The 23129-nt window shown below is 68.0% G+C and carries 25 protein-coding genes and 1 pseudogene; 16 read left to right on the top strand and 10 right to left on the bottom strand.

Going from position 1 to position 23129, the window contains the following annotated elements; translation table 11 throughout:
* Positions 1 to 183 precede the first annotated feature (183 nt).
* From LGR69_RS27810 to LGR69_RS27820, 3 genes are all read left to right on the top strand, one after another.
* A complete protein-coding gene (locus tag LGR69_RS27810) occupies positions 184 to 1347 on the top strand; it encodes an NADH:flavin oxidoreductase/NADH oxidase (RefSeq protein WP_007558284.1) in 1164 nt (387 codons plus the stop codon).
* Between the two features lie 51 nt (positions 1348 to 1398).
* The gene (locus LGR69_RS27815; RefSeq protein ID WP_007558282.1) at positions 1399 to 1662 is read left to right on the top strand and encodes a DUF485 domain-containing protein; all 264 of its coding nucleotides are present in this window, start codon (positions 1399 to 1401) and stop codon (positions 1660 to 1662) included.
* 109 nt (positions 1663 to 1771) lie between these two features.
* Entirely contained in the window at positions 1772 to 3259 is a 1488-nt protein-coding gene (locus tag LGR69_RS27820) for a sodium:solute symporter family transporter (RefSeq protein ID WP_230368062.1), read from the top strand.
* A gap of 309 nt (positions 3260 to 3568) precedes the next feature.
* Here the strand turns inward: LGR69_RS27820 and LGR69_RS27825 are convergent, their stop codons facing one another.
* Positions 3569 to 4465 (bottom strand): AraC family transcriptional regulator, encoded by an 897-nt coding sequence (locus LGR69_RS27825; RefSeq protein ID WP_230368063.1) that lies wholly within the window; start codon positions 4463 to 4465, stop codon positions 3569 to 3571.
* 133 nt (positions 4466 to 4598) lie between these two features.
* On the opposite strand from LGR69_RS27825, the gene LGR69_RS27830 reads away from it, so the two are divergent.
* From LGR69_RS27830 to LGR69_RS27840, 3 genes are read left to right on the top strand one after another with little or no spacing between them, the layout of a single operon-like run.
* On the top strand, positions 4599 to 5354 hold the full coding sequence (locus tag LGR69_RS27830; RefSeq protein WP_007558276.1) for an SDR family NAD(P)-dependent oxidoreductase: 756 nt from the start codon (positions 4599 to 4601) through the stop codon (positions 5352 to 5354).
* A gap of 58 nt (positions 5355 to 5412) precedes the next feature.
* Entirely contained in the window at positions 5413 to 5841 is a 429-nt protein-coding gene (locus LGR69_RS27835) for a tautomerase family protein (RefSeq protein WP_007558275.1), read from the top strand.
* A gap of 53 nt (positions 5842 to 5894) precedes the next feature.
* Entirely contained in the window at positions 5895 to 7034 is a 1140-nt protein-coding gene (locus LGR69_RS27840) for an epoxide hydrolase family protein (RefSeq protein ID WP_007558274.1), read from the top strand.
* A gap of 465 nt (positions 7035 to 7499) precedes the next feature.
* Here the strand turns inward: LGR69_RS27840 and LGR69_RS27845 are convergent, their stop codons facing one another.
* A complete protein-coding gene (locus LGR69_RS27845) occupies positions 7500 to 8345 on the bottom strand; it encodes a helix-turn-helix transcriptional regulator (protein ID WP_007558272.1) in 846 nt (281 codons plus the stop codon).
* Positions 8346 to 8444: 99 nt separating this feature from the next.
* On the opposite strand from LGR69_RS27845, the gene LGR69_RS27850 reads away from it, so the two are divergent.
* Positions 8445 to 9347: an SDR family oxidoreductase gene (locus LGR69_RS27850; protein ID WP_007558270.1), complete on the top strand. Its 903-nt coding sequence runs from the start codon at positions 8445 to 8447 to the stop codon at positions 9345 to 9347.
* Positions 9348 to 9377: 30 nt separating this feature from the next.
* Here LGR69_RS27850 and LGR69_RS27855 read toward each other — a convergent pair whose 3' ends face one another.
* Positions 9378 to 10109, bottom strand: a complete 732-nt coding sequence (locus LGR69_RS27855; protein ID WP_007558269.1) for an SDR family NAD(P)-dependent oxidoreductase — start codon at positions 10107 to 10109, stop codon at positions 9378 to 9380.
* Between the two features lie 82 nt (positions 10110 to 10191).
* Between LGR69_RS27855 and LGR69_RS27860 the strand changes: the two genes are divergently transcribed.
* Positions 10192 to 10584 carry a winged helix-turn-helix transcriptional regulator gene (locus LGR69_RS27860; RefSeq protein ID WP_007558268.1) on the top strand — a complete coding sequence of 131 codons (393 nt, stop codon included), beginning with the start codon at positions 10192 to 10194 and terminating at the stop codon, positions 10582 to 10584.
* A 200-nt stretch (positions 10585 to 10784) separates the two neighbouring features.
* Here LGR69_RS27860 and LGR69_RS27865 read toward each other — a convergent pair.
* Positions 10785 to 11690: pseudogene (locus LGR69_RS27865) on the bottom strand (AraC family transcriptional regulator).
* Positions 11691 to 11785: 95 nt separating this feature from the next.
* On the opposite strand from LGR69_RS27865, the gene LGR69_RS27870 reads away from it, so the two are divergent.
* On the top strand, positions 11786 to 12538 hold the full coding sequence (locus tag LGR69_RS27870; RefSeq protein ID WP_007558266.1) for an SDR family oxidoreductase: 753 nt from the start codon (positions 11786 to 11788) through the stop codon (positions 12536 to 12538).
* 35 nt (positions 12539 to 12573) lie between these two features.
* On the opposite strand, the gene LGR69_RS27875 is transcribed toward LGR69_RS27870, so the two are convergent.
* Both LGR69_RS27875 and LGR69_RS27880 read right to left on the bottom strand, forming a co-directional pair.
* On the bottom strand, positions 12574 to 13230 hold the full coding sequence (locus LGR69_RS27875) for an NAD(P)-dependent oxidoreductase (RefSeq protein WP_007558265.1): 657 nt from the start codon (positions 13228 to 13230) through the stop codon (positions 12574 to 12576).
* Between the two features lie 226 nt (positions 13231 to 13456).
* Entirely contained in the window at positions 13457 to 14347 is an 891-nt protein-coding gene (locus LGR69_RS27880; RefSeq protein WP_007558264.1) for a LysR family transcriptional regulator, read from the bottom strand.
* Between the two features lie 102 nt (positions 14348 to 14449).
* Between LGR69_RS27880 and LGR69_RS27885 the strand changes: the two genes are divergently transcribed.
* Together LGR69_RS27885 and LGR69_RS27890 are read left to right on the top strand one after the other, a co-directional pair.
* The gene (locus LGR69_RS27885; protein WP_007558263.1) at positions 14450 to 15316 is read left to right on the top strand and encodes an SDR family oxidoreductase; all 867 of its coding nucleotides are present in this window, start codon (positions 14450 to 14452) and stop codon (positions 15314 to 15316) included.
* 41 nt (positions 15317 to 15357) lie between these two features.
* On the top strand, positions 15358 to 15831 hold the full coding sequence (locus tag LGR69_RS27890) for an SRPBCC family protein (RefSeq protein ID WP_007558262.1): 474 nt from the start codon (positions 15358 to 15360) through the stop codon (positions 15829 to 15831).
* A 49-nt stretch (positions 15832 to 15880) separates the two neighbouring features.
* Here LGR69_RS27890 and LGR69_RS27895 read toward each other — a convergent pair whose 3' ends face one another.
* A complete protein-coding gene (locus LGR69_RS27895) occupies positions 15881 to 16600 on the bottom strand; it encodes an NAD-dependent epimerase/dehydratase family protein (RefSeq protein ID WP_052311398.1) in 720 nt (239 codons plus the stop codon).
* 62 nt (positions 16601 to 16662) lie between these two features.
* Complete coding sequence (locus LGR69_RS27900; protein WP_007558260.1) at positions 16663 to 17775, bottom strand: aldo/keto reductase; 1113 nt, start codon at positions 17773 to 17775, stop codon at positions 16663 to 16665.
* Between the two features lie 95 nt (positions 17776 to 17870).
* Here LGR69_RS27900 and LGR69_RS27905 point away from each other — a divergent pair, with 95 nt between their 5' ends.
* Positions 17871 to 18755, top strand: a complete 885-nt coding sequence (locus tag LGR69_RS27905; protein ID WP_007558258.1) for a LysR family transcriptional regulator — start codon at positions 17871 to 17873, stop codon at positions 18753 to 18755.
* 286 nt (positions 18756 to 19041) lie between these two features.
* Here LGR69_RS27905 and LGR69_RS27910 read toward each other — a convergent pair whose 3' ends face one another.
* Both LGR69_RS27910 and LGR69_RS27915 read right to left on the bottom strand, forming a co-directional pair.
* Positions 19042 to 20328, bottom strand: coding sequence for a Y-family DNA polymerase (locus LGR69_RS27910; protein WP_230368064.1), 1287 nt, complete (start codon positions 20326 to 20328; stop codon positions 19042 to 19044).
* Entirely contained in the window at positions 20325 to 20753 is a 429-nt protein-coding gene (locus tag LGR69_RS27915) for a LexA family protein (protein ID WP_007558248.1), read from the bottom strand. The genes LGR69_RS27910 and LGR69_RS27915 overlap by 4 nt, the downstream gene beginning before the upstream one ends.
* 186 nt (positions 20754 to 20939) lie before the next feature.
* Here LGR69_RS27915 and LGR69_RS27920 point away from each other — a divergent pair, with 186 nt between their 5' ends.
* From LGR69_RS27920 to LGR69_RS27935, 4 genes are all read left to right on the top strand, one after another.
* Positions 20940 to 21407: a hypothetical protein gene (locus tag LGR69_RS27920; protein ID WP_007558247.1), complete on the top strand. Its 468-nt coding sequence runs from the start codon at positions 20940 to 20942 to the stop codon at positions 21405 to 21407.
* Positions 21408 to 21656: 249 nt separating this feature from the next.
* Positions 21657 to 21953: a hypothetical protein gene (locus tag LGR69_RS27925; RefSeq protein ID WP_007558246.1), complete on the top strand. Its 297-nt coding sequence runs from the start codon at positions 21657 to 21659 to the stop codon at positions 21951 to 21953.
* Positions 21954 to 21976: 23 nt separating this feature from the next.
* Entirely contained in the window at positions 21977 to 22798 is an 822-nt protein-coding gene (locus tag LGR69_RS27930) for a DUF3658 domain-containing protein (RefSeq protein WP_230368065.1), read from the top strand.
* Positions 22799 to 22932: 134 nt separating this feature from the next.
* Positions 22933 to 23109, top strand: a complete 177-nt coding sequence (locus tag LGR69_RS27935) for an NAD(P)-binding protein (RefSeq protein WP_268868838.1) — start codon at positions 22933 to 22935, stop codon at positions 23107 to 23109.
* Positions 23110 to 23129 lie beyond the last annotated feature (20 nt).

Here is a 23129-nt window from a genome sequence, read left to right on the forward strand (position 1 = left end):
ATGAATTTGGAAGAACGCCCTCAGAGGCTAAGCGCAGTCTAGTGCTCGAACAAGTCATCGACCGAGAAGATCCAGGCATCTAGCTGCCTGTTCATCGGCAGTATTGGCTTATTTTTCGAGCAGATCGCTCGCTTCTCCGGCAGGATGCTTGGCCGGACGGGGCGGGCGGGGAGACCAAGCCCGATGTCCTCACTGTTCAGCGAACTCCGGGTTCGCGACGTCACGCTGCGCAATCGCATCGCGGTCTCGCCAATGACCCAGTTCTCGTCGCCGGACGGACTCGTGAACGACTGGCACCTGGCGCATCTGGGCTCGAAGGCGGCAGGGGGCGCTGCCCTCGTCGTGGTGGAGCAGGCGGCCGTCTCGCCGGAGGGCCGCATGTCCACCCAGTGCGCCGGTATCTGGAACGACGCGCAGGGCGAGGCCCTGGCGCGCATCGCCCGCTTCGTGGCGTCCGTCGGGGCGGTCCCTGGCATCCAGCTCGGCCACACCGGCCGCCGGGGCTGCGTCGAGCCTCCGTGGAAGGGCGGCGGCCATCTGCCGGACGACCATCCCGACGCGTGGGAGATGATCGGCCCCTCCGCCGACGCCTTCGGCGGAGCCATGCCGCGGGTCCCGCGCGCCATGACGCACGACGATATCGCGACGGTGACGCGCCAATACGCCGAGGCTGCGCGCCGCGCGCGGGAGGCCGGTTTCCAGTGGCTGGAGATCCACTGCGCACACGGCTTCCTGCTGTCGAGCTTCTTCTCGCCCCTGGCCAACCGGCGCACCGACGCATACGGCGGCGACTTCGCCGGGCGCAGCCGGTTGCTCATCGAGGTCTTCGAGGCGGTACGCTCGGAATGGCCCGAGCGGCTGCCGCTCTCCATGCGGTTCGGCGTGACGGAGTTCGCGCCCGGCGGCCAGACCATCGACGAGTCGGTCGAATTGGCCCGGCTGCTCGCCCCTCGGGGCCTCGACCTCGTAGACGTTTCCTTCGGCGGCAACTCGGGCCGCGCCCAGACGCCGTGGGACGAGGAGGGGTTCATGGTCCCGGCTGCGCAACGCATCCGGGAGGAGGCGGGCGTCCTGACCGCTGCGAACTGGAACCTCGCCGATCCCGTCTTCGCTGAGGCGATCGTCAAGGAAGGTCAGGTCGACCTCGTCATGCTCGGCCGGCCGATGCTCGCCAACCCCCATTGGCCCGTCTACGCGGCGATGGTTCTTGGCGAGGCGCGTCCTTACGACATGCTGCCGGTCCAGTTCAGCACGTGGCTCAACAAGTATCAGCGTAGCCGCGTCAACAACGGCTTCGGCCGCGTGGTCGCCGACGCTCCGGGCGATGCGCCGAAAGCTGCCGAGTAATCCTCGATCTCACCCCTGTTTGTCCCACTGCTCTGAGCCGGAGTGCGACTGATGCCTGTCCAACGAACACCGACCGCGGCGCCGAACAACGACCTGCCGCAAGCCCGCCTCGGCTGGATCATGGCCGCCATCCAGACGCTGATCTACGGCAGCTTCGTCGGCACCTTCATCGTCTCGCCCGCCACTATGACGCGGCCGATCGCACCCGGGATGGCCGTGACGGTCGGCACCGTCGGCGGTCTCCTCGCCATCCTGTCCACCATGATCCTGACGGGGCTCTACGTCCTGCTCGCCAACCGTCTCACCGCGCGCTGAGGAGGCAGACACCATGCGAAGGTCCATTCTTGCCGTCTCACTTATCCTAGGCGCCATTGCCCCGGCGCTCGCTGCCGAAAGCGGCGGCCTCAACCCCGCAGCAATCGGAATGTTCGTCGGCATTGTTCTCGTAACGTTGGGCATCACCTACTGGGCGGCGCGGCGCGCCCATTCGGCCGACCAGTTCTATGCCGCGGGCGGTCAAATCTCCGGCTTCCAGAACGGCATCGCCCTGGCCGGCGACATGATCTCGGCCGGCGCGCTCCTCGGGCTTGCCGGTCTGATCTGCTCCTCCGGCTTCGACGGCCTGATCTTCGCCGTCGGCTATGCGACCGGCCTGCCCTTCGTCGTCTTCCTGGTGGCCGAGCGGCTGCGGAAGCTCGGGCGCTACACGGTGGCCGATGTCCTGGCGACGCGCTTGTCGGAGACACCGATCCGCATCTTCACCGCGATCGCGACCCTCATCATCGTAATGTTTTACCTCATCGCCCAGATGGTCGGGGCGGGCCAGTTGATCCGGCTGCTGTTCGGGCTCGATTATCTCTATGCGCAGATCCTCGTGGGCGCGTTGATGATCTGCTACGTGATGTTCGGCGGCATGGTGGCGACGACCTGGGTTCAGATCGTCAAGGCGGCGCTGCTGCTCACGGCTGGCATCGCGATCTCGCTGCTCGTCCTGGCCAAGTTCGGCTTCGACTATAATACCCTCGTCGCCCGGGCCATCGCAGTGCACCCAAGGCACGCTGCGATCATGATGCCGCAAGTCTATTCGGGGAGCGTCTGGCAATCGGTCTCACTCGGCATGACACTGATGCTTGGGGCGGCGGGCCTCCCGCACGTCCTGATGCGCTTCTTCACCGTCCCGGACACCCGTGCGGCCAGGGTGTCGGTCTTCTGGGCCGTGATGTGCCAGAGTGGTTTCTTCGCGCTCATCTTCATAATCGGGTTCGGAGCGCTGGCCATCATCGGCGGAGATCCGGCCTATCTCGACGCCAAGGGCGCTATCCGCGGTGGTGGCAACATGGCCACCGTTCATCTATCCCACGCGCTGGGCGGCGACACGCTCATGGGCCTCGTCTCCGCCGTGGCCTTCGCCACGATTCTGGCGGTGGTCGCGGGGCTGACGCTGACGGGCGCCTCGGCGGTCTCGCACGACCTCTACGCCCGCATCATTGGCCGGGGCCGGGCGACGGAGCGCAGCGAGATCCGGGCCTCGCGGCTCGCCACCGTCGGCCTCGGCATTCTGTCGGTGCTGCTCGGCATCGCCTTTCAGACCCAGAACGTCGCCTACATGATCAGCCTCGCCTATGCGGTGAGCTGCAGCTCGACCCTGCCGCTTCTGATCCTGGCGCTGTACTGGGGCGGGCTGACGACCCGGGGGGCGATCGCCGGCGGCGTGATCGGCCTCGTCGGCGCCGTCGCCCTCACAGTCCTCGGGCCACCGGTCTGGGTGAAGGTGCTCGGTAACGCCGCTCCGATCTTCCCGCTCGATCCCCCGACCATCGTCACGATGCCGCTGGCGTTCCTCACGGCCTTTGTGGTCTCGGTCATGGATAGGAGGCCGGCATCGGCGTCGGCCATATCCCCCGCGGTCTGATACAGATCTTGCACGGCCTCGCGTTCTCGACTGATGCGAGGCCACGTCAGACGCCCGCGATCTGTAACCAAAGCTGTAATTCGTTCGTGTGCCCTTGAGGGAGCTGGGTACTTCCGCTTCGCCGGCGCGAATCTCCCAAAGCGGAACTTCAGTTATCGGCCATGTGCCGTCGGCACCTGCGTCCCTCAGGACGTGTCAGATGGGTGGATATCTGCCGGTCTGCTTCCGAGCGGCCGAAGCATCAGAGCGGACGTCGAGGTCCCGCCTGCTCCCAACGCTTGGCAGGCATTGGCAGCGTCCGCTCGAAGGCTATGCAGCAAACCCGATTTGTACCCGCGCTTGACGAATTTCGCGCGCGGGCGATTGACCAAACATCCGCCCATACTCACGGGTGAACTGCGGCACGCTCTCGTAGCCCACCGCATAGGCGGCGCGGCCTGCGCCGAACCCTTCCGCTAGCATCAGCCGCCGGGCCTCGATCAAGCGTAGCTGCTTCTGGAACTGGATCGGCGAGAGCGAGGTCACGCCCCGGAAGTGCAGGTGAAACGACGATGGGCTCATACCGGCCACCGCCGCCAGCCGCGCGATGGACAGCGGCTGGGCGTACTCCGTCCGTAGCACGGCCACCGCGCGGGCGACGTGCTCGGCATGGCCGCCGGGCCAGCCCAGCGCGCGCATGGCTGGTCCGTGCCGGCCCAGCATTAGCCAGTAGTGCAACTCCCGCACAAGCTGCGCCTGTAGCACGCCGATGGATGCGGGACGATCGAGCAAGCGCATGAGGCGCAAGGCCGTGTCGGCCGCTTCCGTCTCCGTAGGATCGACGGCGACGGAATGGACCGGCCCCGGTGGCGGGGTTCCGTCCACCTGCGCTAGCAGCTCGGCTAGCACGGCGCTATCGAGTTCGAGCACCAGGGAAAGGTAAGGCCGCTCCGCACTGGCTTCCGTGATTTGACTGACCGTTGGCACGTCCGCCGTGATCAGCAGTGAGGCTCCCCCGCTGAACGTGAACGCCTGGTTGCCTGTCGTGACGTGCTTGCTGCCTTGCAGGACGAGGCAGACCAACGGCCGGTTGATCGCGTGAACCAGGCCGCTCGGGGCGGCAGCCCGTACCAGGGTCAAACCGGGGATGGCGGTAGCGGTCAGTTCGCCCGCGCCTGGATAGGCGCTGGTGAAGCGGTCAACAGCCTCGCGCAGGGCTTCGCTCATGCGGCCATCCTAGCTGCACCACCGCCTGCGCACAAAGCCTACAAGAGGATTAGGCAAGAAAGCACGAGGTTTCGGCAACGACGATCGGGCCCTCTGGCCGCATCATGGTCGGGCAACAAAGGAGTATCCGACCATGAGCAAAATCGCTCTCGTAACCGGTGGCAGCCGGGGTCTCGGCCGCAACACCGCCGTCAGCATCGCCCGCCACGACGGCGACGTGATCCTGACCTACCGCACCAACAAAGAGCAGGCAAAGGCCGTCGTCGCCGAGATCGAGGCGCTGGGCCGGAAGGCGGTGGCCTTGCAGCTGGACACCGGCACCGTTGCGACCTTCCCAGCCTTCGTGGAGGCGCTACGCGCCAGCCTGACGCAGACCTTCGGCCGCGATACACTCGATTACCTGGTCAACAACGCCGGGCACGGCGAGATGGCCGAATTCGCCGCCGCCACCGAAGCGCAGTTCGACCAGCTGTTCAACGTCCATGTGAAGGGCGTGTTCTTCCTCACCCAGGCCCTGTTGCCGGTGCTGGCCGACGGCGGACGCATCATCAACTTCTCGTCCGGCCTGACCCGCGTGTCGTTCCCCGGTTTCTCGGCCTACTCGGCGGCCAAGGGCGCAGTGGAGGTCCTGACAGTCTACCTCGCCAAGGAGCTGGGCGCGCGCGGCATCACCGCCAACACGGTCGCCCCCGGCGCGATCGAGACTGACTTCCTGGGCGGCGCGGTGCGCGACATCCCAGACTACAACAAGGCGTTTGCAGGCATGACGGCGCTAGGCCGCGTCGGCCTGCCCGACGACATCGGTCCCATGGTGGCCAGCCTGCTCGGCCCGGACAATGGCTGGGTCACCGGTCAGCGCATCGAGGTCTCTGGCGGTCAGACCATCTGAGCCGCGACGATGGGTGCCGCACGGCGGCACCCGCATTCGTTCACAGGGACGCTGCTCCATGCCCAAGCTCATCATCCATTCGCCGGCTGGCACCTTCGACGCCGCCGATCGGCAGCGGGTCGCTGGCCCACTGACAGCGCTCGGCCTCGACTGGGAGGTACTACCGCCCTCGCCGATGTTGCGTAGCACCGTGTGGACTTACTTCGCCGACTATGCGGCAGATGCCGTATTCATGGGCGACGAACTCGCTCGGCTGCCCGTCGTGACGCTCCAGATATACGTGCTGGCAGGAGGATTGGATGCTGCTGGCAAGCGCCGGCTTATTGAAGGCGCAACCGCCATCCTTGATCGGCGGCCGGACGGCGCAGCGGTCGCCCCGGTGTACGTCGTCATTCACGAGGTTGCCGAGCAAAATTGGGGCATCTTCGGAAAACAGGCCGACCTTACCGCGCTGCGGGCGAGCGCACCGGATGCGCCGGCGATCTGATGTTCAAGCAATCCCTTAGACGATGGCGTTTCCCAGCTTAAGCGGAGAACATCATGATTTCACCCTACACGATCAACATCTCTGACGAACGGCTCGCGACGATCAGAGCCAAGATCGAGGCTTACGACTGGAGCCAGCTGCCGGATGCGGGGGGCTGGTCAGCGGGGGTCGGGGTTGATGACCTCAAGCGGCTCGTCGCGTATTGGAGGGATAGCTACGACTGGCGTGCGGTCGAACGGCGCCTCAATGCACTCCCCAACTTCACAGCCGACGTGGAAGGCGAACACCTCCACTTCGTTCATGTGAAGGGCGACGGCTCCGAGCCGCCCGTCCTACTTCTCCACGGCTGGCCGGGCTCGTATCTTGAGTTCGAGCGGCTGTTGGAGCCGCTCGCAGCGGACGGGCACGATGTTGTTGTCCCCTCGCTTCCAGGCTTCGCGTTTTCCAACCCGATCACGCAACCAATTGGCCCGCGGCAAGCTGCTGCGCTCGTGCATGGGCTGATGGCCCAACTGTTCGGCGACGCGCCGTATTTCATTCAAGGGGGCGATTGGGGCCACGGCATAGCGGCCTGGGCAGCGCATGATCGACCGGATGCTCTGCTCGGCATCCATATCAACATGATGACCGTGCGTGCGGAGGACGCCGCTCCGACGACCGACGAGGAGAAGTCTTTCGCCGCCAAGCGGGCCGCGATGGCCGATCGGGAGAGCGCCTATTTTCACGAGCAGGCGACCCGTCCGCAAACGCTCGGCGTCGCGATGGCCGACAGCCCGGTCGGAGTGGCGGGCTGGATACTCGAAAAGTTCGGCAAGTGGGCCGATCTTCCGACAACCGCCGACGGCGACCCCGACATCTGGAGCAAGTTTTCCGAGGAGGAGCTCCTCACCAACATCATGCTCTACATCGCGCCGGCATCGTTCGTGACTGCAACCTGGATCTACTACGGCAGCCGGCTTGAGGGATCGATGATGCTTCCGGCCAGCACCCGCATCCAGGTGCCGACCGGCGTTGCGGCGTTCCCCGATCCGGTGTTCTCGCCGCCGCCTCGCTCATTCGCGGAGAAGACCTACAACGTCGTGCATTGGACCGACATGCCGCGAGGCGGGCATTTCGCCGCGCTGGAAGAGCCGGAACTGATGCTAGCTGACCTCCGCGCCTTTATCGCGACGGTGTCGGGAACGCGCTTCTGAAGGTGGAGATCTCCGCTTCCGAAGCGCGGCGCGTGGCGCTGGCGGCGCAGGGCTCGAATGCTCTGAGTTGTCACGACCGCATCGGTGCAAGTTTTCCCCAAACCGCTTCCCGAATGCCATTCTCTGAAATGGCCAAGCGACGATAGCGAAACGGGACGCTTTCCGCGCGTTGAAGGACCGCTTTCGGGGAGGCCTTGTGGTTTCGGCCCGGCGATGAAGGGTCGATAGCGGGAGGTCCGCTCAGGGTGGATTGCTACTGTTCTGGTTTCGGGAAGGGGTTCGAAGAAAGCGGACGGTCGACAGTTGGCTGGAATTGGGTGACGGCGGGCGAACGCAGCCGGGACCTCGTCGCGCGGGGCGACCGCGCGCACATGGGCGACCCGGGCGTCGAGGCGATCCTCTACCGGTTGATCGACGATGCGCGCCGGCAGCTCCTCAGGCGCGTGCCGGCCAATGCGAACGACCCTAAGCCCGGCCTTGCCGGCTGGCGGAGCGTGCCGCGACCAGGGCGCGTATCCCTGCGGCGACGGTGTCGGCGACAGGATTGTAGACGAGCATGCCGAGGTCGGGCCGCCCATCCACCGCGAAAGCCGAGTATTCCAGCTCGATCTCGCCCAGGGTCGGGTGCCGCAGGCGCTTGACCCCGTCCCCGTGGACCCGGACGTCGTTCTCGTGCCAGAGCGCCTCGAACTCCGAGCTCGTGCGGCAGAGCTCCTCCACCAACTGGCCGACCTCCGAGGTGGCCCCGGCCCTCGCCGCGTCGGCCCGGAACGTGCCAACCACGAAGCGCGCCACGCTTTCCCAATCTTGCTGCGCGCTCCGCACCCGCAGGTCGCCGAACATCCGGCGGAGGATGTTGCGCTCGCGGAACGGGACGGTATCCCAGTCGGTCAGCACCACGGCGGCGGCCGGGTTCCAGGCGAGGACGTCCCAGGTGGCGGTCTTCACCAGCGCGGGGCTCGCCTCGAGCGTGTCGAGGAGGCGCTGCAGGCGCGGCGTCACGCCTTCGACCGGCCTGTAGCGGACCTCGGGCGGCCGCCCAAGCCCCAGCAGGAACAGGTGCTCGCGTTCGGGCTCCGTCAGCATCAGCCCGGACGCGATGCGGTTGAGCACGTCCGCGGAGGGGGCTCCGCCGCGTCCCTGCTCCAGCCACGTGTACCAGGTTGCACTGATGTTGGAGCGTTGGGCGACTTCCTCCCGGCGTAGGCCCGGCGTCCTTCGGCGCCCGGAGAACCCGAAGGCCGCTGGGTCCAACTTTGTCCGCCGGTCTCGGAGATAGGCCCCGAGCAGGTTCTCCGAGGTGGACGGCATCGCGAGCCTGTTGGTGATTATACCCGGATAAGGTCACTACTTTAACCGGATGCCGGCAAGCGCGACAGTCGGCTTCCTCGCCCCTTCGGACAAGCCCCCATGCGCATATTTCTGACCGGTGCGACCGGCTTCATCGGCTCGGCCATCGTTCCCGAACTCCTCGCCGCCGGCCATCAGGTTCTCGGGCTGACCCGCTCGGAGAGGGGCGCCCGGGCCCTTCGCGACGCCGGGGCCGTGCCGCATCTCGGAAACCTGGAGGATCTGGACAGCCTGCGCCGCGGCGCCGCCCAGGTGGACGGAGTGATCCACACCGCCTTCGACCACGACGACTTCTCGAACTTCGCCGCCAATTGCGAGAAGGACCGGCGCGCCATCAAAGCCCTCGGCTCCCCCCTCAAGGGCTCGGATCGGCCCCTGATCATCACCTCCGGGACCGGCTTCGGGAGCCCCGCCCCGGGCCGGCCGGCGACGGAGGACGTCTTCAACGCCGAGCATCAGAACCCGCGCATCACGTCCGAGCTGGCAGGGGCCGCGCTGCTGGAGACGGGCGTCAACGTGTCGGTGGTGCGGCTCCCCCAGGTGCATGACAGGGTCAAGCAGGGCCTCGTCACCTACCTCGTCGAACTGGCGCGCCGGAAGGGCGTCTCGGCCTATGTCGGGGACGGGACGCACCGGTGGTCGGCCGCTGCCGTACTCGACGTCGCCCGCCTTTACCGGTTGGCTCTGGAGCAGCGGGAGACAGGGGCACGCTACCACGCCGTCGCCGAGGAGGGCGTCCCGACTCGCGCCATCGCGGAAGTCCTCGGTCGGGGGCTGAACGTGCCGGTCAGGTCCCTTCCGCCGGAGGAGGCGGCCCGGCATTTCGAGTGGCTCGGCGCATTCGCCGGTGTGGACATGTCGGCCTCGAGCTCGTGGACGAAGGCCCGGCTGGGGTGGCACCCGACCGGGCCGGGGCTGATCGCCGACCTCGAAGCGATGCGGTACCATGAGGCCGCTCCCTGACAGCGGCTCCATGACCCCCTGACCGGGACGCTAGACCTGCCGCATCCCGCCATCGACGCACAGTTCGGCGCCCGCGATGAAGCTTGCCTCGTCGCTCAGCAGGAACAGCGTGGCCGCCGCCACCTCCTCCGGGCGCGCCATGCGGCCGAGGGGGATTGGTGCGATCAGCGCGGCCCGCCCCTCCTCCGGCACGCTAGCCATCATGGCGGTGTCGGTTGGGCCGGGGGCCACCACGTTCACACGGATACCCTGCGGGGCCAGTTCCGCTGTCCACGTGCGCGCGTAGGAGCGCAGTGCCGCCTTCGTCGCGCAGTAAGTCCCGTAGGGCGTGATGCCTGCGGCATCGGCAATTGATCCCATCAGCACGACCGACCCACCCCGCCCCATCGCGCTCAGCGCCGCCTGCAACCCGAAGACGGTCCCACGGACGTTGACTGCAAAGTGCCGGTCGAAATGCTCGGGCGTCCCGTCGCGCAGGGTTGCCGGTTCCGAGATGCCCGCGTTGAGGACCAACGCGTCGATCCGGCCATATGCCTCCCTCACCGTCTCCACGACGCGGTGCAAGTCCTCTTGTAGGGCCGCGTCCGCAATGAGACCCCGCGCACCACGCCCGATCCTAGCGGCGGCGGCCTCGACATCGTCGGTGCGCCGCCCGGTGAGCACGACCGACGCACCCTCGACCGCCAGCCGCTCGGCGACCGCAAGGCCGATCCCCTTCGCTCCGCCGACCACGAGAGCAACCTTGTCCACCATGCGCGCCATTTCGGAATCCCTTCGTCTACGAGGGGACATGTGATACACAACGTATATCTGCTATCAAGAACGCACTTAGGGTGGCCTAGATATGGCCGACGATACCGACCTCGAGGCACTGTCCGAGTGCGCGCTCGCCAACATGGCGCGGGTGCGCCCTGTGCTGGACAAGATCGCCGACAAGTGGACGATCCTGATCCTCACGGTGCTCTGCCCGCGGCCGTCGCGGTTCAACGCGATCAAGCGGCGGCTCGACGGCATCACGCACAAGGCGCTGGCGGACGCGCTGAAGCGGTTGGAGCGCAATGGTCTGGTGACCCGGACGGTGCTGCCGACCGCACCAATCGGTGTCGAGTACGCGATCACCCCGCTTGGCCATTCGCTGCGCCAACCCTTCGAGGCGCTCTGCGCATGGGCACTGACCAACGAAGCGGCGATTGAGGCGGCCAACCACGAGCATGACTGCTTCAAAACGAAGCCGTGAGGAAGCGCGCCGTGTCAGGCAACGCTTCGAGCTCCACGGTGACGTCAAGGCAGACCTTTAGGAACGCCTGCTTCTGTTCGGAGATACCTCGGATCGAGACACCGGCGAGGTCTGCTGAAATCGTGTTGCGCTCGCAGCCAGACACTGGAAAGGCGCAGTAGGCCTCGTTGATGGCCCGAGCACCTGCCGTTGTGCGCTGGTCAAGCCGATTGACTGTGCTCCCGGGCATACGCCGCCGGCGGCAAGCCCACATGGCGGGAAAACGCCACGCTGAACGTGCTCGCGGAGCCGTAACCCACTCGCACGGCCACCTCGGCGATGCCGCCGCCCTCGCGCCGGAGAAGGTCCTTCGCCAGGGCCATTCGCCAACCGAGGAGATACTCCATCGGCGCGACACCGACTGCGCGCCTGAAGCGCTCGAAGAATACGGAGCGCGAGAGCCCCGCCTCCTGCGCCAGCCCTGCGACGGTCCAGGCGGCGGTCGGCATCTCGTGCATCCTGCGCAAGGCCACGCTCAAGCGTTCGTCACCGAGTCCCCGCAGGAGGCCCGGTGACAGCGCGGGGCCGCCCATGGAGCGCAGCGCCTCGATCAGCATGACCTCCAGAAGCCGCTCCAAGATGAGGTCCCGCGCGGGCCTGCGCTGACGCGCCTCTTCGCCGACGAGGTACATGAGGGAGGCCAGCTTGGTCTCGCCTCGGACGTGGACGAGGCTCGGCAGGAGCGACACCAGCAGGCCTGCGTCGGGCGAGCCGAAGGTGCAGTAGCCTACGAGCATGCGGACGTCCGCCGGGCCGTCCTGCCGCCCGACCCGGAACTCGCCGGGCCCCACCTCGACCGGCATCGTCTCGGAGCCTTCGATCGGGGGCATGAGGCTCGACATCTCGAACGCGTCCGCAGCCGGGACAAGGAGGAAGTCCCCCTGCTCCAGGACTACCGGATCGCGGTCCCGGATCGTCAGGCGGCATGAGCCCTCCAGCGCGGCGCAGTAGAACGGACGACCGTGCTCCGCCCGGCGGACTCGTCAGGGACCCGAGGCGCTCACGGACTTGGAGAACGCGGCTCTGGGACGGAGCAGGGTGACAACGTCAGCGAGCGGATCGGACATTTCCGGACTTTCGCTAATGAGATCAGGACGCGCGATTGTAGATCGTCCCGCTGTCCGGATCTATCCATCGCTGGTCACAACCTGATGGAGCCGACATGCAAACCGTCCTGATCACTGGATGCTCGTCCGGGTTCGGTCTTGAGATCGCCCGCCTTTTTTTCGACCGGGGCTGGAACGTGGTAGCCACCATGCGTACGCCGCGCGCGGTGGATCTGCCCGCCTGCGACCGCCTGCGCGTCCTCGCCCTCGACGTCACCGATGCGACGAGCATCCGGCAGGCCATCGAGGCGGCGGGACCCATCGACGTCCTGGTCAACAACGCCGGCATCGGCTGGCTGAACGCGCTCGAAGGCACGCCGATGGAGGTGGTGCGCGAAATCTTCGAGACGAACACGTTCGGGACGATGGCCATGACCCAAGCCGTACTGCCGCAGTTCCGGGAGCGCCGGGCCGGTGTCGTCGTGAACGTGAGCTCCAGCGTCACCCAGAAGCCGCTGCACCTGCTCTCCGTCTACACGGCGAGCAAGGCCGCGGTGAACGCCTTCACGGAGTCCCTGGCCCTGGAGTTGAAGTCGTTCAGCGTGCGGGTGCGCCTAGTCATCCCCGGGCGGGCGCCTGAAACCGCGTTTGGCCAAACCGCACGGGCTCGCATGACGGCGGGCTTCCCCGAACCCTACGCCGGCCTGGTGCAGGAGGTGTTCGCGGCTTGGCAGCAGCAGCCCCCGGACGAGGTGACGCGTTCCGTCGACGTGGCGGAGGCGATCTGGCGCGCCGCGACCGACCCGGCCTGCCCGATGCGCCTGCCCGCCGGAGCCGACGCCGTGGCGCTGGCCGGCCAGGGCGCCTGACCGGCACTTCCCGACCCACCGGGATGGGCCGGCGCTCACCACGTGATCAGGGGCGACCGGCCGATCCAGGCGTCGGTCTCGACTTGGTCGAGAACGAAGCGTGCGACGTCTTCCCGGGCGACGGACCCGCCATGGAAGCCGGCGAGGTCGACGAGCGCGCGGACCGCGCCGCGGCCGGGCTTGTTGCTCAGGACGGTGGGACGGACGAGGACCCAGTCGAGGCCGCTCTGCCTCACGATGTCCTCCTGGCGGTCCTTGTCGACGTAGACATGGCGCAGGAGCAGCGGGAGGATCAGCTTGTCGAAGGCGAAGCCGCCATGCCCCCGGCTGTCGCCGGCGCCGATCCCGGTGACCGCGACCAGGCGCGCGACGCCTTCGTCCCTCATGGCGCCGACGAGGGTTCGGGTGACCTCGGACAGGAGCGTCACCTCCCTGTATGGGCTTGCCGGCGTGCCGAGCGCGCTCACCACCGCGTCCCGCCCCCTCAGCGCCTCGCGCAGCACCTTCGGGTTACGGGCGTCGCCCACCGCCAGCTTGGCGCCGGGAAGGCTTTTCGCCTTCCCGGGCGAGCGCACCAGCGCCGTCACGTCGTAGCCGCGCGCCAGGCTTTGGGCGACGATGAGCCTGCCTGTCCCGCCGGTGGCGCCAAGGACCAGGATCTTCGGTCGGGGTTCGCTCGATACGGTTTGCATGGCTGCCTCCGGGAAGCTGGCTGCTTCTCACGTGGCCAAAGTTAGCGATCCGCGGATGGGCGAATAGTCGTACGATATAGACGTACCGTTCCACTGCGAGACGGCTGGCGCACCTTGGCTGCCAACCTCGAAAAGCTTCGCGCGCTGGTAAGGGAGCACGAGCCGCTGATCGAGGACGCCCGCCGCACCTTCGATGACGCGCAGGCTTCGGGGCGCCGGCCCGTACTCACGTGCCGATGTAAGACGCCAACTCGTCGGGCGTGCCCTGCGGGAACGCCTGCTTCAGGTGGTCGAGGAAGGCCGAGACGCGGGCGCTGAGGAGCCGGCGGGACGGGTAGAGCGTCCAAAGTGCGATCTCTGGCCCCTCGACGTCGCCCCATTGGACCAGCCTGCCCGCGGCAATGTCGTGGCTCACGAGCGAGACGGGCAGGCAGGCCGCCCCGACGCCGGCCCGGACCGCGTCGCGCACCATGATCATCGACGACAGCCTGAGGACGGGCTCGAACGGGATGCGCGGTCTCCCGTCCGGCACCTTCACCTTCCAGGCATCTCCACCGCCCGAACCGCGCACCACCGCCGGAACCGGCCGGTTGCCCTGTGGCTGCCCGAGGGCTGGACTGGCCACGACGACCAGCCTGTCGCGCAGGAAGACGCGGCCGACCAGGCTTTCGTCCGTCTCCGGGTTGACCCGGATCACGACGTCGTAGCCCTCCTCGACCATGTCGACGGCCCGGTCATCCGTCGTGACCTCCAGCCGGACCTCCGGGTGCTTCACGGCGAACTCGGCCGCGAGCTTCCCCATGGCCACCTGTGAGAACAGGAGCGGCGCGCTCACCCGCAGCCGGCCGCGCGGATTCGCGCCGCCCGAGGCGATGGCCGCCGCGGTCTCGTCGAGCTCGGCCAGCAGCATCCCCGTCCGTTCGTGGAGGGCCCGCCCCTCCTCGGTGAGCGTCAGCGTGCGGGCGCCGCGTTCGAACAGGCGGAGTGCAAGCGCGCCCTCCAGCTCCGAGACCCGGCGCGACAGCGTCGCCTTCGGGCGTCCGGCCGCCCGAGCGGCGCGCCCGAACCCGCCATGGCGGGCAACGAGGTTGAAGTCGGTGAGGGCGAGAAGGTCCATGCGTTCCACCAGCGAGACGGACCGTCCAGATATAGCGTCTATCGGTAAGAACGTGGATCGCTAATTTCCGGCCTGTCAGCAGCAGCAACCCGGAGAAACTCCATGACCATCCTCGTCACCGGCGCCACCGGCACCATCGGCCGCCATGTCGTCGACAATCTCGCGAAGCGCGGTGCCGACGTCCGCGCCCTCGTCCGCGATCCGGCCAAAGCGGGACTTCCGGCTGGCGTGGCCCTGGCGCAGGGCGACCTGCTCGACGTCGACGCCCTTCGCGGCGCCTTCCAGGGCGTCTCCACGCTCTTCCTGCTCAACGCCGTGGTGCCCGATGAATTCACCCAGGCGCTGATTGCTCTCAACGTCGCCCGGGAAGCCGGGATCAAGCGGGTCGTCTACCTGTCGGTGATCCACAGCGACGTCTACGTGAACGTGCCCCACTTCGCGGGCAAGTTCGGCGTCGAGCGGATGATCGAGGCGATGGGCTTCGAGGCCACGATCCTGCGCCCCGCCTACTTCATGAGCAACGAGATGACGGTCAAGGACGTCGTCCTGCAGCACGGCGTCTACCCCATGCCCATCGGCGCCAGGGGTTTGGCCATGGTCGACGCGCGCGACCTTGGCGAGGTCGCCGCCCTCGAACTCATCCGCCGGGAGCGGGCCGACGGGCCGTTTCCCCTGGACCGGATCAACGTCGTCGGGCCCGAGACGCTGACGGGCGAGGGCGTGGCCGCGATCTGGTCGGAGGTGCTTGGCCGCCCCATCGCCTATGGCGGGGACGACACCGCCGGGTTCGAGCGGAACCTCCGGCAGTTCATGCCGGGCTGGATGGCCTACGACATGCGCCTGATGGCCGAGCGCTTCTTGACCGACGGCATGGTCCCGGAGGCCGGCGACGTTGAGCGTCTCACCACGCTCCTGGGCCGCCCGCTGCGCACCTACCGCGCGCTCGCCGCCGAGATCGCGACCGCCTGACGCCCAAGCGTCACTCAACCTCCATCAGAAGGCCCATCGTCATGATCTACTCGACCGCAACCGTCCCAGTGAACCCGGACGGGGAGGCTCCCCTGACCCGCACGCAGGCCTGGGCGGGCCTCGTCCTCAAGGCCCGCGACGCCCGCCAGTTCCTGCCGCCGGGGCTCTGCAGTCGGTGCGACGTCGTGGAGGAAAGTGCCACCCACCTCGTGCGCGAGGCCACCATCGGGGGTGTCGACCTGCGCGAGATCATCGCCTTCGAGCCCGGGGCCAAGGTGACCTTCTTCCAGGCCACCGGCCCGCGGGAAGGGGCCATCGTCAACGAGCTGTTCGAGGACGAGGAGGGCGCGCTGCAGCTTCAGTTCTACTGCTACCTCGGCCTGCGCGGGAAGGAACCGGGCGGTCCCGAGGAGCAGGCCGAGCAGGCGCAGTTCGACGGCAGCAAGGGCTACAAGGCCGCGCTGCTGTCGACGCTGAAGCGTACCCGCGAGCTGCTCGCCGAGGGCGCGCTTTAAGGTCGCCGAGGCGGGGCCGCCAAGTGCTTGGGGCGGATACCGGCCGGCCTCAGTCGGTTGCCGACCGGTAGGACCGCAGTTCGTCGATGATGGAGCGGCGAGACGGACGCCAACCGAGTTCGCGCTCCGCCTTCTCCCCGGAGATGACCTGATCGCACGCTATGGCGTCGGCGAACGCCCAAAGCACCGAACGCGCGTCTTCGAGCGTCCATGCTTCCACCCGCCCCCCGGCACCAGCCGCCTCGCTTGCCGCTCGCGCGATTTCGATGAGAGTGGTCGCCGCTCCGTGGACGCCGTTGAAGACCGAACCTGCCGGTGCCCGTTCGAGCGCGAGCGCGTAGAGGTCGGCGAGGTCGTCGGCGTGCACCGTCGTCCAGCGGTTCCGTCCGTCGCCGACGTAGCGCGCCACGCCGTGCTCCGCAGCCGCGCAGACCATCATCATCGCGGTGCCGCCCCGGTTGCCGTAGACCCAACCCGGCCGGATCACGACCGGGTGGATCCCGTCGCCTGCCGTGTCGAGGATCTCCCGTTCGAGGGCTTCGCGGAAGCGGACGAGTTCGAGCGCCCTCAGCGGACTGCCCTCGGTCGCGGGTGTGTCGCCGGTCGGTCCGTAGACCAGGCAGCCACTCGTATAGATGAACCGCTTGGACGTTCCGCGGAGCTCGCCGATGATCGCGCACGCCGCCGTCTCGTCGTAAGCTGCCGTGTTTGCGTCGCCCGGCGAGGCGGCATGGACGACCGCATCACTGCCTCGCCAGCCAGCCCGCAAGTGGAGGTTCCCAGCTTCTGCAAAGGGTGGGTGCTCCCGCTCCATCCGGAATGGCGGGGACGTCAGGACGCCGGAGAGCCCCGCCAAGCCTCGACTGCCTGCCCCCCGAAGATGGTCGGCATCGGCAGGTTGAAGATGAAGTAGGGGTTGAGGCTCGGCGGCCGCCCCGCCGCGTCCAGGCGGCCCTGCTGCTCGGGGGACAGTTTGATGTCGAGCGCGCCGATGTTCTGAACGAGCTGCTCCGGGCGGCTCGCGCCCACGAGGACCGACGAGACGCCGGGCCGACGTGCGACCCAGGCGAGCGCGACCTGTGCCATTGGCCGGCCGTTCTCCTCCGCCACGGCCCGCAGCACGTCCACCACCGCGAAGTTGGCCTCCGTGAAAAGCATGCCGCCGAACGGGTTGTCGCCGTTTAGCCGCCCGTCGCTGCCGCCGACAGCCGCGTCGCCCCCACGGTCCGGGAGCGACCCCGCCGGCCCGGCTTCGGCGAGCTTGTCGCGCCCGTACTTGCCCGTCAGCAGGCCTGCCGCCAGGGGGCTCCACGGCACCAGTCCCATGCCGAGCGCCCGGCCAGCGGGCAGTACGTCGAGTTCCACCCCGCGGTCGACCAGCGAGTAGGCGTATTGCAGGCCGACCGGCTCCGGTAGGCCGTGGGCGCGCGCCAGGGTGGCGATCTGGGCCGCGTACCAGGCCGGGGCGTTCGAGAAGCCGTAGTAGAGGATGTCGCCGCGCGCGACGGCATCGGTCAGGGCGCGCAGCACCTCCTCGGGCGGCGTGGTCCGGTCCCAGACATGCGTCCAGTAGAGATCGATCCAGCCGGTCTTGAGGCGGCGCAGCGAGCCTTCCAGGCCCGTGCGGATGTTGCGGGCGCTGTTGCCGCCCGCGAGCGGCGTGCCCTGCGCGCGCGAGAAGCCGGACTTCGTCGCGATGACGAGACGGTCGCGCAGCCCGCGCTCCGCGACCATGTCGCCGAGCATCGTCTCGCTCGTGCCGCCCGAATAGACGTCGGCCGTGTCGATGAAGTTGCCGCCTGCCTCGACGTAGCAGTCGAAGATCGCGCCCGCAGCGGTCGCGTCGCAGCCCCACCGGCCCGCGCCGAAGGTCATGGTGCCGAGGGCGAGCGGACTCACCGCCAAGCCCGAGCGTCCCAGGGTCCGATACTGCGTCAGGTCCATCGTCGCGCCTCTCTGTTGAAGCGCGAGAGGTAATCCGCGACCGGCGCCGCGATTAGACGCTATACTCGGCAAGGGCTTATGAGCATGGCTCAGGAATGCGACGCGGTACCCTCGACGATCTGGCGGCCTTCGCGGCGGTGGCGCGCCATCGCAGCTTCACCCGGGCGGGGGCCGAGATGGGGCTCTCGGCCTCCGCCCTCAGCCACACGATGCGGGCGCTGGAAGCGCGCTACGACGTGCGGCTTCTCGCCCGCACCACGCGCAGCGTCGCACCGACCCCCGCCGGCGAACGGCTGCTGCGCTCCGTCGCCCCCGCGCTCGACGAGGTCGCCCGGGGCCTCGACGCGCTGGCCGACTGGCGGGGCGAGCCCTCGGGTAGCCTGCGCCTGACGACGTTTCCCTATGCCGCCCGGACCATCCTCGAACCGAGGCTGCCCCGCTTCCTCATCGACCACCCGGCCGTCTCGGTGGAGGTGATCGTCGACGACCGGCTGACCGACATCGTGGCGGCGGGCTTCGACGCCGGCATCCGGTTCGGCGAGTCGGTCGAGCGGGACATGGTCGCGGTGCGCGTCGGGCCAGACCTGCGCACGGTGGTGGTCGGGACTCCGGACTACTTCGTGCGCCACCCGCGACCCGACACGCCGGCCGACCTGGAGGCGCACCGCTGCGTGAACTACCGCTTGGTCGGCGGAGGTGGCCTGCTGCCATGGGAGTTCGCCCGCGACGACCGAGAGGTTCGGGTCCGCGCGAGCGGCCAATTGATCGCGAACGACGGGAACCTGGCGGCGGCCGCCGTTAGGGCCGGGGCCGGGCTCGGCTACATGCTGGAGGACGAGGTCGCCGACGACATCGCGGCCGGCCGTCTGATTCAGGTGCTCGATTCCTGGTGCCCGCCGTTCCCTGGCTGCCATCTCTATTACCCGGACCGGCAGGTCACACCGGCGATGCGAAGCCTGATCGAGGCCCTTCGCTGGTAAGGCGGGGCGTCCCGGTAAGGCCGCCTCGCCTTTCGGGCATCCAAGCGTTGCGTCAGTCGCTGGCGACCTCCGCCGCGAAATCGCGGTATGCCTCGGCAACGGCGGTACATGCGCGATGAAAGCCCATGGGTGCCCGAAGGGACTTCACGCGGTTGAACGACCGAACTGGCTTGTCTGACTTGAATCGGTCGTGCGGGCCCCAGGAAGGTCGCACGTCCTTCGGATGAGCCCCACGGGGTCGCTAATGTGCCCGTACCTGCTGTTGATCGAACACCCGGTAAATCGTTCATGCCGCCATCACCACCGGCACCTCGTCGACCCTGGTGGTGTAGCGGGGCGAGCGCATCTCGAACTTGGTCGACCATTCGCGCTTGGGGGCGAACCCGGCGCTGCCCGGCACGACGGCTCCCCGCCCGAAGCGCCGATTGCAGGCATCGAGGGCACCCATCAGCGCCGCCCCGTGCTCCCGGTCTAGTTGCCCCAGCCCCGGGAAGGCCCGCTGCGAGGCCGCCAGGGGCACGAGATCCGTGGTGACGACACCGGCCTTGGAATAGCGGTAGCCGTCCCTCCAGGTCTTCCGGACGCCGTGCAGGCACGCCTTAACGAGCACCAGGGTATCGTTTGACGCCTCCGGCAGGGTCACCACCGACGAGACCGAACGCTGCGGCCGGTCCCGGTCGTGTTCGGAGGTGTGGAAGAAGACCGCGACGTGATCGGTGCCGAGGCCGCCAGCGCGCAGCTTCTCGCCCAGCCTAGCGGCGTGAGTGGCCACGGCTTGCTCCATGGTGGCGAGGTCCTCGACCCGGTCGGAGAAGCTCCGGGTTACCGCGCAGCCCTTCCGGGTCGGGGCGACCTCCTCCAGGTCGAGGCAGGCCATGCCACGCAGTTCCTGAACGAGTCGCTCGCCCACCACCGTCATCGCCTTGCGCACCGCCCGGGTGTCGAGGTCGCGCACGTCGGCGACGCTCTCGCAGCCCAGGGCCTCCAGCTTGCGGGCGTTAGCCGGCCCGACGCCCCAGATGTCCTCGGGCGGGATGCGGGCCATCCAGTGGTCGTACTGGACCGGATCGGTCAGGTCGCACACCCCGCCGAGCTCGGGCACCTTCTTGGCCACGTGGTTGGCGAGTTTCGCCAGCGTCTTTGTGGCGCCGATGCCGACGCAGGTCGGAATGCCCGTCCACGCCCGCACCGTCTCGCGCATGTCCCGGCACAGGGTCACTCGGTCGGCCTCGCGCACGTCCGAGAGATCCAAAAAGCTCTCGTCGATGGAGTAGATCTCGATGCGCGGCGAGAACCCCCGGTAGACCGTGTTCACCCGGGCCGACATGTCCCCGTACAGGGCATAGTTCGAGGAGTAGACCCGCACGCCCTGCGACTTGCACATGTCGCGGATCTTGAAGAATGGCTCGCCCATGCGGATGCCGAGCGCCTTTGCCTCCGGGGTCCGGGCAATCGCGCAACCGTCGTTGTTCGACAGCACAATCACGGGCACCCGGGCCAGGCGGGCGTCGAACACCCTCTCGCACGAGCAGTAGAAGCTGTTGCCGTCGGAGAGGGCGTAGGCCCGGCTCATTCCGCGCGGCGCCTCGGGTTGATCGACCCCGACACCACGCCCCACACCTCGACAACCGCGTCCGGGGCGAGGCTGAACTCGGGAAAGCGCGGGTTGGCGAAGGACAGAATGACCCGCGGGCCCTGGCGCCGCCAGACCTTGAACGAGCGCTCTCCGTCGATGTCTACGACCACTACGTCGCCGTTACGCGGGGTCAGCGACCGGTCGACCACCGCGAGGTCGCCGTCGTGCAGGCGGGCCAGGAGCATGCTGTCGCCCGCCACCCGGACGAGGAATGTCGCCGGCCGGTTCGCGATCAGCAGCCGTTGGAGGTCGATCTCTTCCTCGACGAAGTCGTCCGCCGGGCTGGGGAAGCCCGCGCGGACCGCCCTGGCGAGGATGGGGACCGGGGTCGGCAACCCGACCGTGACACCCAGGACCTGCATGCGCGCGCTCCACGAATCCACAAAGAACAAAAGTGGAACACAGGCCCGTAGTTCCTCCAAGCGGTTAAGCTTGCAACATCGCCGTTCCCTGTATGGATGTGGATAACCCGACGTGATGCTTGACCGTGCGGGCACGGGGACATGCCCTTACCCGAACGACGGGCAGTTCCGGGACCGGGGCGACACATGCGGCGTACGACCCTAGCCATCGCGTTGCTGACGTTCGCTAACTTACCAGCACGGGCCGCCGGAGACTTCCCCCTCGCGTCCTGCAAGGGCTGGAACGGGACGGTGGTCGAGCGCGACGGCATCGACACCACCCACGCCACCATGCGCGGGATCGTCACTAAGGCGGACTTGCAGGAATACTGCGAGCGCGACCCCGGCGGGGAAACCAAGCAGTTCGGCGGCAAGCTGACGACAGCCCAGTGCGTCGCGAACTATCTGCGCAGCGAGGGGCGGGCCACCATGGCCGCGCAGGCGAACTGCAAGGCAGGTACGGTTAGCTACCGGTACGGCGACCGCCAAGCCGCGAAAACCCGCTTCCCGCTTGGCCCGGACGGCGACACCTCTTGCGCATCGGGTAACCCGCCGATGATCGAGCAGTTCAAGATGCTGTGCCCCGCCGCAGCAAAAAGATTGAAGGTGGAATAGGGCGCGACCATACAGGGAGGGGCGAAAGCCCACTCGGCGGGGCAAAACCTCGAACGACGATTTCGGCCGCGTCGCCCCCCTTTTGGCGACCGGCATTTCGGCTGCGGAGGACCACGGTTACAATTCGAAAAGCCGGCGTGCCCTGCGGTCACATCCGGGATCAATGTCGGACCGATCATCGCAAATGAGCCCACCGGTTCGGGCCGGCCGCGCCTAGTGCCGGGCGAGGCATCGAGCGGGGAGGTTCGGATGAAGGCATTGCGAGTGACAGGGGCATGGCTCGCGGTAGCCGTCGCTTCCATCGTCCCGCCTTTCGCACAAGCCCAGGCCGGCCAGGGGACCGTGGCGTGCCGCGACGAGATCGGGTCCGCTGCCGCCAAGCGTCTCGTCACGCAGTGTTTCGATGCCTCGCCGGCCACGCACCCGCCGTGCAACGTCGTGAACCCGTGCGCGATGATCCGCGAGGAGATCGCGCGCAGTTGCAAGCTGTTCGAGGCGTCGGGTCCGCTACCAGCGGACCTGTGCGCCACGGGGCGTACGCCGTGACCGGCGCGTCGGAGGTCGTCCACTTGGCCTGGGGCTCGGCCAGGGCCGACTCCGTCAGGCAGGCCTTGCGGATGCAGGGCCGCGCGGAACGGGTGATCGCACTGACGCACGTCCTCGACGTGGGGCCCATCGAACCATTCGACCCCGAGGCGCGCCGGATTTGGTTCGCCGAGAACACGCGGCCGGACGACGAACCGGAAGGGGAGCCCACCGATCCGGAGGTACCCTGGGCGGAGGCGACGGACCCCGGCGTCCATCCGGTCTACTGGGTCTGCCTGACCGACGCGGCGGAGCACGCTTGCTTCCTTCGGTTCGTCACCCGCATGGCCGGGCGCCCCTTCGACATCGTCGAGGTGATAGGCTCGGACTTCCCCCGACCGGGTGCCGCCTCAACGGTATGGTCGTTGGGTCAGTTGCGTCCCGAGGAGATGGTCGCGGCCGATCTCGTGAGCGGGAGAAGGCCCTTCACCGAAGCCGAGAACGAACCGGCCACGGCCCGCTGGGCGAAACTGCGGCGGGAAAACGCGCCGCTGCGCATCGTTCGGGACGGGTACTTGGTCTCGGCGCCCCTGACCCATTTCGACGACGTCCTGACCGGGTTCGCCACCGGGGAATGGAAGTTGCTGATCAAACTGGTCGCCCGCGTGATCGGTCATCTCGACGACGGCTCAGACCAGCCGGGACAGGGATGCAGCTACGAGCTCCTATTCGCGCGCATCCTGGCGCTGGGGCAATCCGGAGCGCTGGAGGTTACCGGTTCGGGACCGGGTATGCGGGACTACAAGGTTCGGAGGTTTGCGGACGGTCACGGGATGGTGCACGCGCCCGGACGTCCGATGACCTAGGATGGCCCCCGTCGGTCGTGCCCGGCACCCCACGTCGATGATTGGCGGCCTCGGTGGGCGGCTTTGGGCCTGAAGCCAGGCCGCGGGGCCGCGGTGACCTTGGAAGCCGTGTCGGCCGACCTCACCTTGGACGGATGACCAGCGAATTCGACGTGATCGTCGTGGGGGGAGGCGCCGCCGGCATCGGTGCGGTTCGGAGGCTCGTGGACAGTGGCGCCTCGTGCCTGCTTCTGGAAGCCTCCCAGCGGCTAGGGTGTGTTTCGGCGTGCAACTTTGACCCCGTGAGGCGGGGGATCGGCGTCCAATTCTGACCCCCTAACCTCGTTCTCGC

The sequence above is a fragment of the Methylobacterium brachiatum genome (assembly GCF_020523825.1).
GTDB classification, from domain to species: Bacteria; Pseudomonadota; Alphaproteobacteria; order Rhizobiales; family Beijerinckiaceae; genus Methylobacterium; species Methylobacterium brachiatum.

Excerpts from the sequence above, each read along its gene's own strand:
- LGR69_RS27925 (WP_007558246.1), top strand. The coding sequence starts at position 21,657 with ATGAAGGCATTGCGAGTGACAGGGGCATGGCTCGCGGTAGCCGTCGCT.
- LGR69_RS27810 (WP_007558284.1), top strand. The coding sequence starts at position 184 with ATGTCCTCACTGTTCAGCGAACTCCGGGTTCGCGACGTCACGCTGCGC.
- LGR69_RS27850 (WP_007558270.1), top strand. The coding sequence starts at position 8,445 with ATGCGCATATTTCTGACCGGTGCGACCGGCTTCATCGGCTCGGCCATC.
- LGR69_RS27815 (WP_007558282.1), top strand. The coding sequence starts at position 1,399 with ATGCCTGTCCAACGAACACCGACCGCGGCGCCGAACAACGACCTGCCG.
- LGR69_RS27905 (WP_007558258.1), top strand. The coding sequence starts at position 17,871 with ATGCGACGCGGTACCCTCGACGATCTGGCGGCCTTCGCGGCGGTGGCG.
- LGR69_RS27870 (WP_007558266.1), top strand. The coding sequence starts at position 11,786 with ATGCAAACCGTCCTGATCACTGGATGCTCGTCCGGGTTCGGTCTTGAG.
- LGR69_RS27880 (WP_007558264.1), bottom strand. The coding sequence starts at position 14,347 with ATGGACCTTCTCGCCCTCACCGACTTCAACCTCGTTGCCCGCCATGGC.
- LGR69_RS27890 (WP_007558262.1), top strand. The coding sequence starts at position 15,358 with ATGATCTACTCGACCGCAACCGTCCCAGTGAACCCGGACGGGGAGGCT.
- LGR69_RS27860 (WP_007558268.1), top strand. The coding sequence starts at position 10,192 with ATGGCCGACGATACCGACCTCGAGGCACTGTCCGAGTGCGCGCTCGCC.
- LGR69_RS27855 (WP_007558269.1), bottom strand. The coding sequence starts at position 10,109 with ATGGCGCGCATGGTGGACAAGGTTGCTCTCGTGGTCGGCGGAGCGAAG.
- LGR69_RS27835 (WP_007558275.1), top strand. The coding sequence starts at position 5,413 with ATGCCCAAGCTCATCATCCATTCGCCGGCTGGCACCTTCGACGCCGCC.
- LGR69_RS27885 (WP_007558263.1), top strand. The coding sequence starts at position 14,450 with ATGACCATCCTCGTCACCGGCGCCACCGGCACCATCGGCCGCCATGTC.
- LGR69_RS27830 (WP_007558276.1), top strand. The coding sequence starts at position 4,599 with ATGAGCAAAATCGCTCTCGTAACCGGTGGCAGCCGGGGTCTCGGCCGC.
- LGR69_RS27875 (WP_007558265.1), bottom strand. The coding sequence starts at position 13,230 with ATGCAAACCGTATCGAGCGAACCCCGACCGAAGATCCTGGTCCTTGGC.
- LGR69_RS27840 (WP_007558274.1), top strand. The coding sequence starts at position 5,895 with ATGATTTCACCCTACACGATCAACATCTCTGACGAACGGCTCGCGACG.
- LGR69_RS27900 (WP_007558260.1), bottom strand. The coding sequence starts at position 17,775 with ATGGACCTGACGCAGTATCGGACCCTGGGACGCTCGGGCTTGGCGGTG.
- LGR69_RS27825 (WP_230368063.1), bottom strand. The coding sequence starts at position 4,465 with ATGAGCGAAGCCCTGCGCGAGGCTGTTGACCGCTTCACCAGCGCCTAT.
- LGR69_RS27845 (WP_007558272.1), bottom strand. The coding sequence starts at position 8,345 with ATGCCGTCCACCTCGGAGAACCTGCTCGGGGCCTATCTCCGAGACCGG.
- LGR69_RS27935 (WP_268868838.1), top strand. The coding sequence starts at position 22,933 with ATGACCAGCGAATTCGACGTGATCGTCGTGGGGGGAGGCGCCGCCGGC.
- LGR69_RS27820 (WP_230368062.1), top strand. The coding sequence starts at position 1,772 with ATGTTCGTCGGCATTGTTCTCGTAACGTTGGGCATCACCTACTGGGCG.
- LGR69_RS27910 (WP_230368064.1), bottom strand. The coding sequence starts at position 20,328 with ATGAGCCGGGCCTACGCCCTCTCCGACGGCAACAGCTTCTACTGCTCG.
- LGR69_RS27920 (WP_007558247.1), top strand. The coding sequence starts at position 20,940 with ATGCGGCGTACGACCCTAGCCATCGCGTTGCTGACGTTCGCTAACTTA.
- LGR69_RS27915 (WP_007558248.1), bottom strand. The coding sequence starts at position 20,753 with ATGCAGGTCCTGGGTGTCACGGTCGGGTTGCCGACCCCGGTCCCCATC.